The sequence below is a fragment of the Persicimonas caeni genome (assembly GCF_006517175.1).
Classification (GTDB): Bacteria; Myxococcota_A; Bradymonadia; order Bradymonadales; family Bradymonadaceae; genus Persicimonas; species Persicimonas caeni.
Genome location: NZ_CP041186.1, coordinates 3,180,731 through 3,194,971, shown reverse-complemented (window position 1 = coordinate 3,194,971; position 14,241 = coordinate 3,180,731). Strand labels below are relative to the sequence as shown.

Here is a 14,241-nt window from a genome sequence, read left to right as displayed (position 1 = left end):
CTCGTCTGCGAGCGCTAGAAGCACTCGTACCGAAATTTATCTCTCTTCGCCGGGCGCCACGAACCACACCCTCATACAACTCGGCGAGGCGCTCTTTTCGCACGAACGTAAAGTCGGGAATGCGCGTATTTGCTCCAAACCCCAAAAATCACTAGTGTCACGCCATCAGTGACTCAGCTACGCCAATTCGGGTTGATTGCCCGCGAGGAAACCGCATGAAGTTATTTCGAAATGGATTCTCTTTGTCGTCGTGGAGCCTCATCTGCGCCTTCACGGTGTTGATCGCATGCTCCGCCGATGAGGGGCCGACGAGCGACGCCGGGGCGCAGTCGACCGACACCGCCGCTGATGCCGCAGCAGATATGTCTCACGGTGAGGATATTACCGACGACGAAGATACTGAGGTGTACTGTACCACGAGTAGCCCTTGCTGTGGGGACGATGGCAGTGTCTCGACCTATGTGCGATGTGAAGAAACCTGCCCTGTAGATACCTCTTATGACCGGTGCACGGAGGAGGCCCGCTGTGCTGACAGCTCTGTCCCGAAGCCCGTCTGTGTCGGCGCCGAAGGTGAGCAGGTCGAGGCAGTGTGTGAGAGTCACGGAGAGCGCGATCTGTGGGGTTGCCCAGTGGGCTCGACGACCTCTACTGGTGGGGCCGACGCAGGCTGAACTCACCGGAGCACGCTCGTTGGCACGTTGCTGCAACATGCCAACGAAGGCAAGATGCCCTCGCACCGAAATAACGAGGGCAAGGTACCCTCGCACCGAAGTAACGAGGGCAAGGTGCCCTCACACCGAAGTTAGTAGCGAAACGGCCACGCCATAAAGTACCGTTTGATCCGCAGCCAAATCCCGAACAAGCCGAGCGGCTCGAAGACCAAAAAGCCGATGACGATGCCGGCGAACAAGAGCGTCTCTTGCTGCCCGCCGCTAAGCTCGTTGAAGTAGGGGATATACTCGCCGCCGAGCTCGGCCAGCGGCCCGAGCACCACGAACGCAATCGCGCCGGCGACGGCGCCGAAGGTGGTGCCGATGCCGCCGAGCACGATGATGGCGATATACTCGACGCTCATGCCCAGGTTGAACGGGTCGACGGTGATGTACTGCTGCTGGAAGGCGTACATGGCGCCGGCGATGCCGGCGAAAAACGACGAGATGCCAAAGGCGATGATCTTGGTCTTGCCCGGGTCGACACCGAGCACCGCGGCGGCCAGGTCGTGGTCGCGCACCGCCACCATCGCGCGCCCCGAGTTCGAGCGGGCGATATTCTTCGAGGTGAACGCGGCGAAGACCGCGATGGCCAGGAACAAGAAGTAGAGCTTTTGGTCGAAGCTGATTTCGAATCCGCCCACCTCCCACGCCTCGCTGAACGAGCCGAAGGTCGACGCCTCCTCGGCCGACACGAACCACGAGTGCATCGGCACCGACATGCCGCTCACCCCGCCGGTCAGCTCGGGAAACGCCAATAAGACGTGGTCCACCAAGAACAGCAAACCGAGCGTGACGATCGCCAGGTAGAGCCCACGCAGGCGCAAGGCGAACGGACCAATGGCCAGGCCCACCACCGCCGAGATGACGCCCGCGGCGGGCAGGGCGAGCCAAAACGGCACCTGCCAGTGCACGCCGAGCGTCCCCACCGTGTAGGCGCCCACGGCCAAAAACGCCGCGTGACCCAGGGAAATCTGGCCGGCAAACCCGGTCAAAATCATCATGCCCACCGCGCCCACCACCGCGATGAGCGCCAGGTTGGCGACCGTCAGCCACTGCCCTTCCGCCAAGAACGGGTAGGCCAGGCAGACGATGACGCCCAGGCTCAGCCCGATCTTGTGCCACACGTCGGGAAAGAGCTTTTGGTCTTGTTTGTAGGATGTGACTAGTTGCTTGGTTGGCATGGGCTACTTGCGGTTCCGTGAACCTGCACGTGAACGGTAGTTAAGACAGCAATGAGTTCAGCGTTCTACTTGCTCCGATCGGTCTTATGAGTTCAACTCCAAGGTCGTCGTTGTTTTGGCCGTGTGTGCAGGGGGAACAGCCGTTCACGTGCAGGTGCACGTTCATGTGGTTGGCGACCTTCTACACGCGCTCGACCTCTTCTTCTCCGAACAGTCCGTACGGCCGCACCATCAAAAACAAGATCATGACGATGTATGGAAAGACGGTGTGAAAATTCTGGCCGAAGTCGCCGAGCATTTCGTTGACGTAGCCTTGGGTGAGCACTTCGAGCACGCCCAGGGCGAAGCCGGCGACGACCGCGCCGGTCGCCGACGTCAGCCCGCCGACGATGACCGCCGGGAAGGCGCGCAGCGCTATGAAGCCCAGGTGGACGTCGACGCTTCGGGGGAACATGCCCAGAAAGATTCCGCCCAGAGCGGCGAGGGCTCCCGAGATGAACCAGGTCGCCCCGAGGATACGGCCGACCGGGATACCCAGGGCCATCGACACTTCCTGGTCACTCGCCGTCGCCCGCATGCTCACGCCCAGCCGGGTGTATTTGATGAGCACGAAGAAGGCGCCCAGCGCCAGCACGCCCGCTCCGATGGAGGCGAGCGAGTTGACCAGGATGCTCGCACCGCCGATGTCGACGGCGGCCATCGATTCCCACGGCGTGGGCATGCCGCGCGGCTCGGCGCCCCAAAAGACGAGCATGAGCGTGCGCAGGATAAAGCCGATGAAGATCGTCAAGATGATCGTCACGAAGACCGGCCGGCCGACCAGCGGCCGCAAGAAGACCCGCTCGATGAGCGCGCCTAGCAAGCCGGTCATCAGCATCGTGCCCGCCACGGCGACGTACCACGGGATACCCAGCCCCAAGAGCGTGAGCATGGCGAACGCGCCGAAGGTCAGCAATTCGCCCTGCGCGAAGTTGAAGACCTGCGAGGCGCGGTAGATGACCACGAAGCCCAGGGCGACGAGCGCGTAGACCGAGCCCAGCGCGAGGCCGGCTAGTAATAATTGTAAGAATGAGCTCATATTCTATGTGATGTCGGCCTTGCAGGTGCGTGGCGGCTATTTGAGGGCACAAACTACAATTTGAGGGTCGTATCTTTGGAACGTGGTTCAGATACGCGACCCTCAAATTGTAGTTTGTCCGCCCAAATAGGGCCGCGAATCGGAACCACGTTCAAAACCACGACCCCCAAATTGTAGTTTGTCCGCCCAAATAGGGCCGCGAATCGGAACCCGGTTCCAATAAAACGACCCCCAAATTGTAGTTTGTCCGCCCAAATAGCCCTCAATAAATACTCTCAATCAAATCCTCATACTTCTCCGCAATCGCCCGTCTCTTGACCTTCTGCGTCGCCGTCACTTCCCCGTCGTCCTGGTGCAACTCCTTGGGGAACAAGCGAAAAGCGCGCACCGACTCGACCCTGGCGAGCCGGTCGTTGGCCTTCTTGAGCTCCTGTTCGATGAGCTCTCGGACCTCTTCCTTTTGGGTGAGGTCCTCGAAGGAGGTGTACGGGATCGCCCGGCGCGTGGCCCAGTCGCCCACCGTCGCCGCGTCGATCTGAATAAGCGCCGAGATGAACTTTCGCTGGTCGCCGATGGCGACGGCCTCTTTGATATACGGGCTCATCTTGAGCGCGTTCTCGATCTTTTCGGGCGACAGGTTCTTGCCGCCGGCGGTGATGATGATCTCTTTTTTGCGCCCGGTGATGCGCAGGTAATTCTGGTCGTCGATCTCGCCGATATCGCCGGTATGCAGCCAGCCGTCGGCGTCGATGGTCTTTTGGGTCGCCTCGTCGTTGTGCAGGTAGCCGGCGAAGACGAGCGAGCCGCGCACCAGAATCTCGCCGTCCTCGGCGATGGTGTGCTCGACGGTGGGCAAGGGCTCGCCGACGGTGCCCAGGCGGATGCGCCCGGGGCGGTTGACGTGGCTGACCCCGGCACACTCGGTCTGGCCGTAGCCCTCCATGACCGGCACGCCGATGGCGTGAAACCAGCGCAAGAGGTCGGCCGAGATCGGCGCCGCGCCGGTGACCGGCACCCTGCAGGCGCCCAGGCCCAGCCGCTCGCGAAGCGCGCGGAACACCAGCAGCCAACACACGAAGTAGAGCAGGTGGTCGAACGGGTTCATCTGCCCGCGGCGGCGCTTGGCCGCAATCTTGTGGCCCCAGGCCACGCACCACGAGTACAGCCCCCGCTTCAACAGCGACGAGTCTTTGATCTTGACGGTGACGCCTGCGTGGACCTTCTCCCAGATACGCGGCACGCCCAAAAAGATGGTCGGCGAGACCTCCTTGAGGTCCTGCTGGACGGTGTAGACCGACTCGCCGAAGTGGACCACGCAGCCGGTGGTCAGTGGCAAGAAGAACGTAAAGATCTTCTCGGCGACGTGGCATAGCGGCAGGTACGACAAGATCTTGTCGTCGTCGCTGACGTCGAGGATGGGCACGAACTCGCGGCTCGTCTCGAGCGCGTTTCTGGGCGTGAGCATCGCCCCTTTGGGCGGCCCGGTGGTCCCCGAGGTGTACACGATCATCGACACCTCGTCCGGGTCACGCTCGGCGATTTGGTGGGCGAACCAGTCGGGGTCTTTGGCCAGAAGCTCGCGGCCCTTCTTCAAAAAGTCCTTGAAGCTCATCAGCCGACTGTCGGTGTAGTCGCGGGTGCCGCGCGGGTCGAACACGACCACGTGGCGCACCGTCGGGGTCTCGTCTTTGACCTCGATGACCTTGTCGACCTGCTCCTGATCCTCGCAGAAGACGAGCTTGCTCTGGCTATGCTCGAGCACGTAGGCGACGTCTTCGGCGGGGTTGGTCTGGTAGATGCCCGCGCTCCTGGCCCCGATGCCCTCGGCCCCCAGGTCGGCGTAGAGCCACTCGGGCCGGTTCTCGCTCAAGATGGAGACGTGGTCGCCCGGCCGGATGCCCAGATGCCACAACATGCGGCCGACCGCGGCGCTCTGGTCGTAGTACTCCTGCCACGAGATCTCCTGCCACACGCCCAACCGCTTGTCGCGAAGGGCGGGCTGCGAGCCGCGCTCGCGCGCCATGGTCAGCAGTCGGCCGGGGAGGGTCAGCTCGAGGGCGTCGCCTGAAGGCAGCTGCTTTGCGGCGGTGTCGATGTTGTGGGCGGCTGTCATCACACACTCCCGTGCCCAACCCCCACATACGCCTCGATCACTGCAGGCTCCTGGCGAATCTGAGCCGGCGGTCCCTCGGCGATCTTCGAGCCGAAGTCGAGCACGGCGATATTGTCGGCCAGGTCGAGCACGAAGTGCAGCTCGTGCTCGATCAAGATCTGGGTGATGCCCAGCTCCTCTTTGATGTCGAGCATGTAGCGGGCCATGTCCTCGGTTTCTTCTTGGTTGAGCCCGGCGGCGGGCTCGTCGAGCAGCAACAGCTCGGGCTCCATGCACAGCGCGCGGCCCAGCTCGACGCGTTTGAGGATGCCGTAGGGCAAGATCCCCACCGGCGTCTTTCGGAAGCGCTCCAGGTGCAGAAAGTCGATGACCTCCTCGACCTTCTCGCGGTGGGCCACCTCCTGCTTGGCGGTCTTGCCGAAGAAGAAGATGTCGTTCCACCAGCTCGTCTCGTAGCGGTGGTGGCGGCCCAGGAGCATATTCTCGAGCACGGTCATCTGGTCGAAGAGCGCCAGGTTCTGGAACATGCGCGCCACGCCCATCGCCGCGGTTTCGTGGGGCGGCTGGCCGGCAATATTTTTGCCCTCCAGACGCACCTGGCCGGCGGTCGGCTTGTAGACCCCCGAGATGCAGTTGAACAGCGAGGTCTTGCCGGCGCCGTTGGGGCCGATGACCGCGGTGAGCGAGCCTTTGGGGACGTCCAAGCTCACCCCGTCGAGCGCTTTGACGCCCTCGAAGGCCAGCTCGACATTGTCGATCGCCAGAAACATCAGCTAAGCCACCTCTTTCGGCGTCGGTAGTGCTTGACGTCGCGGTAGCTCTTGGTCTCGCCGCGACCCATGCCCAGGTAGAATTCTTGGATGTCCTCGTCGTCGAGGAGCTCCTGGGAGGGCCCGTCGCGCACGATCTTGCCGTTCTCCATGACGTAGCCGTACTCGGCCAAATCGAGCGCCATGGCCGCGTTTTGCTCGACGAGCAAGATGGTCATGCCCTCGTCGTTGAGCTCGCGGATGAGCTCGGCGACGTCGGCCACGATCTTGGGGGCGAGCCCCAGCGAGGGTTCGTCCATCAACAGGAGCTTGGGCCGGCTCATCAGCGCGCGAGCGATGGCGAGCATCTGCTGCTCACCGCCCGACAGGTAGCCGGCGGTGCGTTTTCGCCGGTCTCCGAGGACCGGGAAACGCTCGTAGAATTTTTGGATGTCTTGCTTCACGTCGCCGGAGCTCACGTGCGCGCCAGCGAGGAGGTTCTCTTCGACGGTCAGGTCGGCGAAGATGCGCCGGCCTTCCATCACCTGGGCGATGCCCGCGCCGACGATCTGCTCGGCGGGGCTGCCCAAGAGGGCCTTTGGGTCACCCGACGGGCCCTCCCAGGTGATGGTGCCTTTGGTGGCCTGGCCGTCGTGGACGTCGAGCAGGCCCGAGATCGCGCGCAGAGTCGTGGTCTTGCCGGCGCCGTTAGGCCCCAACAGGGCGACGATGGAGCCCTCGGGCACCTTCAAGCTCACCCCGTCGAGCACACGCACGACGGAGTGGTAGACGACTTCTAAGTTCGCGATCTCGAGCACTGCGCTACGTCCTTTGGGTTATTCGTCCTTCTTGGCTTGCTTGTCGCCTGCGCCTTCAAACGCCTTGGGCGTCTTGTAGTCGCCGGCGACCTCCCAGGTCTTCTTCTCGAAGTTGGGCTTGAGCACGCGCGTCTTGGTGCCGGTGACGTAGGGGACCTTCTCCAGGCTGATGGGCTGGATGAGGCCGTCGGCGTTCCAGTCCTCGATACTGTGCATCGCCGTCACGAAGCCCTCGCGGGTCAGGTCCTTGTTCTCGATGGCGCGCTTCAAGATCTCGGCCTGCGCCAGCCCCTGGATATAGGAGACGAGCACGTAGAAGTCGCGCGGCTGGTCCTTGGCGTGCTTGTCGAAAGCCGCCTCGAACTCCTTCATGCCGGGCACGTCCTCACCCCAGTACGGAAAGCCGGTGACCCAGTGGAAGTTGGCGAAGATCTGCGGCGGCGCCGGGCTCTTGTCGCTGAAGAAGGCGTCGACCCAGGTGGGGGTATTGCCCATGAAGACCGGCTGGTACTCGAGCTGGGCGGCCTTGCCGAGCACGGGGGCGGCGCTCGACGGCAGCAGCGTGAGCATGACGTAGTTGGCGCCGGCGTCCTTGAGCTTTTTGACCGCGGCGGTGACTTCCTTCTCGCCCGGCTTGATCGACGCCTCGGCCACGATCTCGACGCCGTGGGCCTTGGCGGCCTGCTTCATGCCGTCGATGCCGTCTTTGCCGTAGTCGTCGGCCTGGTAGATGATGCCGGGCTTGAACTCCTTGCCCCCTTTTTTGGCGTGCTCGACCGCCCAGTCGAACGCGCGCATCGTCTCCATCTTGTAGGTCGGGCCGGTGGGCGGGGTGAACTCGTTTTGGGCGAGCTGCTCGGACAACGACGCCGGGAAGGCCACGACCTTGTCGCGCTCGAGCATCGGGCGCACCTGCAAGGTCGGCGGGGTGCCGAAGCTGGTGGCGACGTACAGGACGTCGTCGCTCATCTCTTTGTAGCCCTGCAGCGCCTTTTGCGGGTTGTAGCCGTGGTCTTTGTTGTGCATCTCGACCTTCCAACCCTCGGGCAGCACCTCACCGGCGTTGACCCGCTCGGCCACGAGCTTCTTACCCACCGCGAACGGCTTGCCGATGGCCACCGCCGGTCCGCTGGTGTCGTTGAGCGCGCCCACGTGGATGGTCTTGCTCTCCAAATCGACGCCCTTGTCGGCTTTGATCTCGGGGGCGGCTTCCTCAGCGGCGCCTTCGGCCTCGGCCTTCTCGTCGGTCTTGGCCTCTTCCTTCTTGTCGCACCCGACGCCGACCAGCGAAACGCTGAGCGCAAGGGCGAGCAGAGCATGAAGCTTCTTGATCTTCATCGCGTGGCTCCTCCACAGGGTTATATTTGTGACAACAGGTTGTCGAGATGATGACACAGACGGGGGATCGTGTAAATTCGCGGCGCTGTGGATTCGGTGCGTGGGCATCTTGCCCTCGTGATGTGTTCGGTGCGGGGGCATCTTGCCCTCGCGTTTTGTTTGTAGTCACAGCTTTCCGTCGCCCCCCATCCGCCCTTCGCTTCGCTACGGGCACCTTCCCCCAGGGGAAGGGATGCCTTAGCGCGTTGTGGCGTGGTCGGTTGTTGGGGGTGTAGTTTTTTTCGCTTGTGGCGACTTGGGCGGCTGATAGTCTCGAATCTGCAAGATGTATGACTATTTGGGGACCTGCTGATGCACCGCCGACTCGACCGACTTTTGTTCATCGCCTTCCTCGCCCTTCTGCTCGCTGCGTGCTCGAACGACAGCGACCCGAGCACCGACAGCGAAACTCACTGGCAGTCAGGGAATCTGGAAGCCTGCCGCACCGACGCCGACTGCGTGAGCGACCTCTCTTGCCAGTGCGGGGTGTGCACCGAGGCGTGCGGGGCGCAGAACTCGTGTGCACAGGTCGCCGTGTGCGCCGAGCCGGGCGTCGACTTGAACGACGCGTGCGGCGAGACCTTGTCGGGCTCCGGCGGCGTATGTTTCGAGCCATGCCAGACCAACGCTGAGTGCGAGCAGCGCGACTCGAGGCTGCAGTGTTTGGGCGGCCATTGCATGATGATGAACGCGTCGACGCTGGCTGATGCCGGAAACACGGCCGACACCGCAGACGCGATCACGAGCGACGCTACGGACATCAGTGACGACGCCGATGTCGACGATGACTGCCATATCGACTGCTTCGGCGGACTGCGATGTGAAAACGGAGAGGTCTACCAGCTTCCCTACGGCCCGATGCCGTGCAGCGAGGGATCGAGCTGCGGCCCCGGCGACTACGTCGGAACCTGCGACAACGGCTGCGCGGAGTCCTCCATCGGCGAAGTTGCCGACGCCGGCGACGGCTGGGACGTCATTTGCAACTGAGCCCCACTACACCATGAACGTCAAACTGCTCATCGACACAGTCATCCAGCAGACGACGGTGCTCGTCGCCCAACTGGCGACCACCGCCGGCATCCGCGCGCCGCTGGCGCACGTGGCCAACCAGGTCTTCTTGGATCTGGCCAACGAGCTCGAAACGCAGGGGGGTACGCGCAAGGTCGCCGCCGACATGTTCGGGCTGGCGTTGCGCTCCTACCAGCTCAAGATCCAGCGCCTCTCCGAGAGCCTCACCGACCGCGAGCGCTCGCTGTGGGAGGCGGTGCTCGACTTCATCCGCGCTCAAAAGGTCGTGCGCCGCGCCGAGGTGCTCACCCGCTTTGCGGACGACGATGAGGCCAGCGTCAAAGGCATCTTGCGTGATCTGGTGGAGTCGGGGCTCGTCTTCCAAACCGGGCGCGGCCAAAAGACGAGCTACCGCGCGGCGAGTGACGAAGAGATCGAGCAGATTGTCGCCGGTGAGAACCACGACTCGCTGGCGATGCTCCTTTGGATCGCCGTGTACCGCAGCGGGCCGGTGAGCTTCGAGCAACTCGGGCCGATGACCGGCGCCGGCAAAGAAGAACTCGAAGACGCACTCGTCCAACTTCTCGACGAGGGCCGCATCATCGAAGACGAGCGCGGCGACGAACTTTTGTACCGAGCCGACACCTGCTTCATCCCGATGGACGAAGCCGCAGGCTGGGAAGCCGCGGTCTTCGATCACTTCAACGCCATGGTCACGGCATTGTGCGTCAAGTTGCGCCAGTTGCGCCTCAAGACACTCCCGTCGGATGTCGTCGGGGGTAGCACCTACTCGTTCGACGTCCCCGAGGGTCATCCGCACGAGGACGAGGTCCTGGCGCTCCTGCGCGAGACTCGCGAGCGAGTGTCGGCCCTTCGCCAGAAAGTCTCCGACTACAACGACGAGCATGGCCGCGATGACGAAGCCCCACGCAAGGTGACGTTCTACTTCGGTCAGTCGGTCGTAGAATAACAACGCCACGCAGAATCTCCCCCAACAACCGACCACGCCACAATGCGGCGAGGGCATCCCTTCCCCCGGGGGGAAGGTGCCCGTAGCGAAGCGAAGGGCGGATGGGGGGCGACGGAAAGCTGTGACTACAAACAAAACGCGAGAGCTGGAAGCACTCGCACCGATAGCGCGCGAAGTGTTCGGTGCGTGGGCATCTCGCCCTCGTGAGCGAGAGCAGGGATGCACTCGCACCGAAAGCTACGCCTCACCAACACCCCGCAACACCCCAACCCCATCCCACCCGCGCGCCTCAGCCAATTTGGCCGCTTTCTCGGCAATCGCGGCCATGTCGCGACGCATATTCGGCGCGGGCGCGGGGTTGTCGGCGACTCGGGCGAGCTCTTCGAGGTACTGGTCCTGGCGGTCGAGCGCCACGGCGCACAGCACGCGCGCCAGGTCGATCAAGGGCAGGGCGGCGTTGTCTTGGGCCTGAGCGAAGCTGTCGCGCAACTCGCCAAAGGTGGTGTCGGCGCGCTCGTAGTGCTCGGTGTCCAGGTCGACCAGGGCCAGGTTGAGCCGGTCGTAGTGGCGCACGAACATCATCGCCGACAGCGTGGCGTCGTAGGCTTCTTGCAGCCAGCGGCGCGCCGTCTCCCAGTCTTTTTGCAGCCGGGCGATCTCGCCCAGGTGGCGCGCGGCGTTCGCGCGGGAGGCGCGTGCGCCCGCCTGCTCGGCGATCTTATAGGCTTGCTCGGTGCACGCGAACGCCTCGTCGGGGTCGCCTTCGGCGAGCAAGACGGTGCCTAGTTGCACCAGGGACTTGGCGCGCAGCGGGCCGTCGTCGACGAGCTCGGCGCACCAGGCCGCCTCCTTGAAACATTGCTTGGCCGCGGCGTGCTCGCCGCTGTGAGTGTGAACGACGCCCTTGCCGAACTTCGCGCGGGCGAGCCCCTCGCGATCCTTGGTGGCCTCGAAATGACGCGTCGCCTTTTTGTAGCTCTCCATCGCGGCGTCGAGCTCGAGCTGGCCCATCAGCGAGCGGCCCTCGATGATCCGGGCGTGGCCGGCTTCGTTATGCCACTCGTGGCGCTCGGCGGACTCGATGGCCTGCTGGGCGCAGCGCTGCGCCTCGCGTAGCTCGCCGCGCATGAGCAAGAAGTGGCCGCGAAGCCATGCGTGGCGCGCCCTGCGGCGGTGGTTCTCGTCCAGCCCCAGTCGGTCGGCGGCCTTCTTGCATCGGTCGAGCAGCGACATCGCCGCCGATGCATCGCCCGACTCGCGCAGGTGCAACAGCGTCGCCTCGAGCTTGTCGAGGGCGTCATCGAGGGCGTGGGCGTCCATCAGGTGGCGCGCGCTTCGCACCGCAGCTTCCACGTCGCTGGGCGGGTAGACCTGCTCGAGGGCTCGGGCGCAGGCGCGGTGGTTCTGGCGGGTGCGTCCGGCCTCCTGAGCGCGCTGCACCAGCCTGTCGGTGAGCAATTCGTGGGCGAAGAGCGCGCCCGGGGCGGTCAGCCGGGCGAGGTTCTCGTCGAACATGGCCGCCAAGAGCTGCTTGGCGCCCGAGATCCCGCGCGCTTCACACGCGGCGAGCCACTCGGCCTGGTCGATCTGGTGGCCGAGCGTGGCGGCGAGCTCGAGCGCGATCTCGAACCCGTCGCGACGCGCGGCGTCGAACCGGCCCAAGAGCCGCTCGATACGCCGGTCCCACAGCTCGGCGATGCTCACCGGAAAGGCCTCCGCGCCGTCCTCGCGCAGCCGAAACCCGGCCTCGCCGTCGACGAGCGCACCCTGGCTGACCCAGTCGCCCAGGAGCTGGGTCACGTACAGCGGCAAGCCCTGGGCGCGGCGCTGCAGGCGCGCGACCAACGCGTCGTCGAGGCGCAAGGCCTGGCCGATCAGCTCGCCCATCGCGGCGGTGTCCATCGGCCGCAGGTCGAGGCGGTCGACCCGGTCGTCCTCTTCGATCTCTCGCAGATAACCCGCCGCCACCGTGTTCTCGGTGGCCGTCTCGTTCGACGAGGTCAGCACGATCAAAATGGGCAGCGTGCTGTCGTGCTCCATCAGGTAGCGCACGAATCCGAGCGCCATCTGACTGCGCACGGCGTCGTCGAGCCACATCAACACCGGCCGCTCCGAGCCGAGTCGCTCGAGCAGCTTGCGCACGGTGGCGTAGCGCTCGCCGTGGCTGGAGAACTGGTAGGTGGGGCCGTCGTCGTCGGTGTCGGACTTCGCCGGGCGAATAATCTCGGTGAGCGCGCGCGCCAACTCGTCGTCCGCCTCGGCCTGCTCGACGTCGGCGTCGGCGCCGCCGTCGCTAGTAGGCCGCACATACTCGAGGCGCTCGACGATGCGCTCGTAGATCTGCTGGCGCGAGCAATGCCAGACGCCGAAATAACGCTCGAGCATCGCCGGCACGCCCTCGTTCGCCCCGCTTCGCGAGCTGTGCAGCGCCTTGAGCGCGTTGGCCGCGCCCATCTCCTCGACCCGGTGGCTCATCCACTCGGCCAGGCTGCTCTTGCCGATGCCCGCCGGCCCGCGCAGGCTGACCACGCGCAGCCCCTGCGTCTCGAAGACCTCGCGAAAGACCCGCCACATCTCGTCACGCTCGAGTTGGCGGCCCGCAAACGGCAGCGCGCGCAGCCCGAACAACTCCAGCCCGGTGCCGTCGAGCTGCTTGAGCTTCTGCTCGGGCTCGGCCAGACGCCAGCTCTCGGGAAGGGGCGGCGGCGGCTCGAAGTTGGAGAGCGCCGCCTCGACATCGACTAACGTGTCGGGCGACGTTTTCGGAGCCGATGCGTCGATCAGCGGCCCCTCCCAAAGCGGCAAGGTCGCCATGCCGCGCGTCGTCTCCGTCTGGATCAGGTCGGCCATCGTGTCGTGGGAGACCCGCGTGGGCAAATGCCCCTCGTGCAGCGCCGTGTACGCCTCGGGCGAGGTGTCCATCAGCGTGTCGGCGTCGGTGTCGATCTGCGACGGCGGCGGCCCGATCGGCGGGGCAGCCACTCGGGCCACCGGCGCCTCGAGCTGCGCCAGCGCGAAGGCCGCGTCGGCCGCCCGGCGAAACCGCTTGGCCGGCTCCTTGGCCACCATCCGGCGCAAAAACGCCTCCAGGCCGGCGGGCACCGCGAATCGCGGCTCGATGGGCGGCAAGGGCTCGTGCATCTGCATGTGCACGATGCGCAACAGCTTCTCGTGGTCGAACGGCAGCCGGCCGCACACCAGCTCGTAGAGCAGACACCCGAGCGCGTACAGATCTGTCCACGGGCCGAAGTCTCGCCAGCGCCCGGTGAGCTGCTCGGGGGGCATATACTGCGGCGTCCCCGCCGACACGGCCTCGCCGACGCCTTCTTCGGCGGCGTGCGCCAGGCCGAAATCGCTCAGCTTGTAGTGACGCCTATTTGTATAGGTTGAATTGGGATAGTTTCGGTTCGGCTGGGTGGGGGAGCCTGCGTCATCGCACAGGATATTGTCGGGCTTGATGTCGCGGTGGATGACCCCGCGAGCATGGGCATGAGCGAGCGCGTCGAGCAGCGCGAAGGCAAAATCGCACACCTCCGCCCAACTGGTGATGGCGCGCCCCGGCTCGAGCGGGCCCGCCTCGAACAGCTCCATGACCAGGTAAGGACTCCCGGCCGCCAGGCTCTCGTGCCCGCGGGCGGTCTCTTCGCTGATGCGCCCGTAGTCGAACACGCGCACGATCCCGGGGTGGTTCAACGCCGCGACCGCCTGCACCTCGCGCTCGAAGCTGTCGACGTAGGCCGCCTCGAGCGAGTTGCCCGCGGTGACCACCTTGACCGCCACAGGCACCCCTTTGGCTCGGTGGACGCCCCTCCAAACCTGGGCCATTCCCCCTTCGCCGATGACCTCGTGGAGGTCATAGGCACCGCACGATATTGAATACATCCTCTGCCCGCGTCGAACTCCGCCACCCGCCGCGCGATTGTAACACCACGACGACAATCCAGCGAATACCCAACGCTTTGCAAACAAGCAAGGACATCCCTTCCCCCGGGGGAAGGTGCCTCGCGCGTCGTACAGCGCGAGGTGGATGGGGGCCCCATCAAGCTACGCCCTGCTCGAACACGTGCGGGGCCCGAGACGGACCCCGGCGGTCGGGGACGAGGCTGTCGCGAAAGCCTTTGGAGGCCGGGCATCTTGCCCTGGTTGCAAGCCCGTACGCTCATGCAACCAGCGCTAGAAGCGCTGCCTCCAAACTATGGCGACCTTTAGTGACAGCCTCAGGGGCGTCCCCGCC

Annotated in this window: 9 protein-coding genes; 2 read left to right on the top strand and 7 right to left on the bottom strand. The window is 64.7% G+C overall.

The window, feature by feature from the left end:
* Positions 1–802: 802 nt before the first annotated feature.
* The 6 genes from FIV42_RS11805 to FIV42_RS11780 form a co-directional block, all read right to left on the bottom strand.
* Positions 803–1,894: a branched-chain amino acid ABC transporter permease gene (locus FIV42_RS11805; protein WP_141197883.1), complete on the bottom strand. Its 1,092-nt coding sequence runs from the start codon at positions 1,892–1,894 to the stop codon at positions 803–805.
* A gap of 181 nt (positions 1,895–2,075) precedes the next feature.
* Positions 2,076–2,972: a branched-chain amino acid ABC transporter permease gene (locus FIV42_RS11800; RefSeq protein WP_141197882.1), complete on the bottom strand. Its 897-nt coding sequence runs from the start codon at positions 2,970–2,972 to the stop codon at positions 2,076–2,078.
* A 262-nt stretch (positions 2,973–3,234) separates the two neighbouring features.
* The gene (locus tag FIV42_RS11795; protein ID WP_141197881.1) at positions 3,235–5,085 is read right to left on the bottom strand and encodes an AMP-dependent synthetase/ligase; all 1,851 of its coding nucleotides are present in this window, start codon (positions 5,083–5,085) and stop codon (positions 3,235–3,237) included.
* Positions 5,085–5,855 carry an ABC transporter ATP-binding protein gene (locus FIV42_RS11790; RefSeq protein ID WP_141197880.1) on the bottom strand — a complete coding sequence of 257 codons (771 nt, stop codon included), beginning with the start codon at positions 5,853–5,855 and terminating at the stop codon, positions 5,085–5,087. Before FIV42_RS11790 ends, FIV42_RS11795 begins: the two co-directional genes overlap by 1 nt.
* Entirely contained in the window at positions 5,855–6,652 is a 798-nt protein-coding gene (locus tag FIV42_RS11785) for an ABC transporter ATP-binding protein (protein WP_141197879.1), read from the bottom strand. Before FIV42_RS11785 ends, FIV42_RS11790 begins: the two co-directional genes overlap by 1 nt.
* A gap of 18 nt (positions 6,653–6,670) precedes the next feature.
* Positions 6,671–7,990, bottom strand: coding sequence for an ABC transporter substrate-binding protein (locus FIV42_RS11780; protein ID WP_168210578.1), 1,320 nt, complete (start codon positions 7,988–7,990; stop codon positions 6,671–6,673).
* Positions 7,991–8,341: 351 nt separating this feature from the next.
* Between FIV42_RS11780 and FIV42_RS11775 the strand changes: the two genes are divergently transcribed.
* Positions 8,342–9,016 carry a hypothetical protein gene (locus tag FIV42_RS11775; protein WP_141197877.1) on the top strand — a complete coding sequence of 225 codons (675 nt, stop codon included), beginning with the start codon at positions 8,342–8,344 and terminating at the stop codon, positions 9,014–9,016.
* A gap of 13 nt (positions 9,017–9,029) precedes the next feature.
* On the top strand, positions 9,030–10,007 hold the full coding sequence (locus FIV42_RS11770; protein ID WP_141197876.1) for a hypothetical protein: 978 nt from the start codon (positions 9,030–9,032) through the stop codon (positions 10,005–10,007).
* A gap of 237 nt (positions 10,008–10,244) precedes the next feature.
* Here the strand turns inward: FIV42_RS11770 and FIV42_RS11765 are convergent, their stop codons facing one another.
* Positions 10,245–13,889, bottom strand: a complete 3,645-nt coding sequence (locus FIV42_RS11765) for a protein kinase domain-containing protein (RefSeq protein ID WP_141197875.1) — start codon at positions 13,887–13,889, stop codon at positions 10,245–10,247.
* Positions 13,890–14,241: the final 352 nt, after the last annotated feature.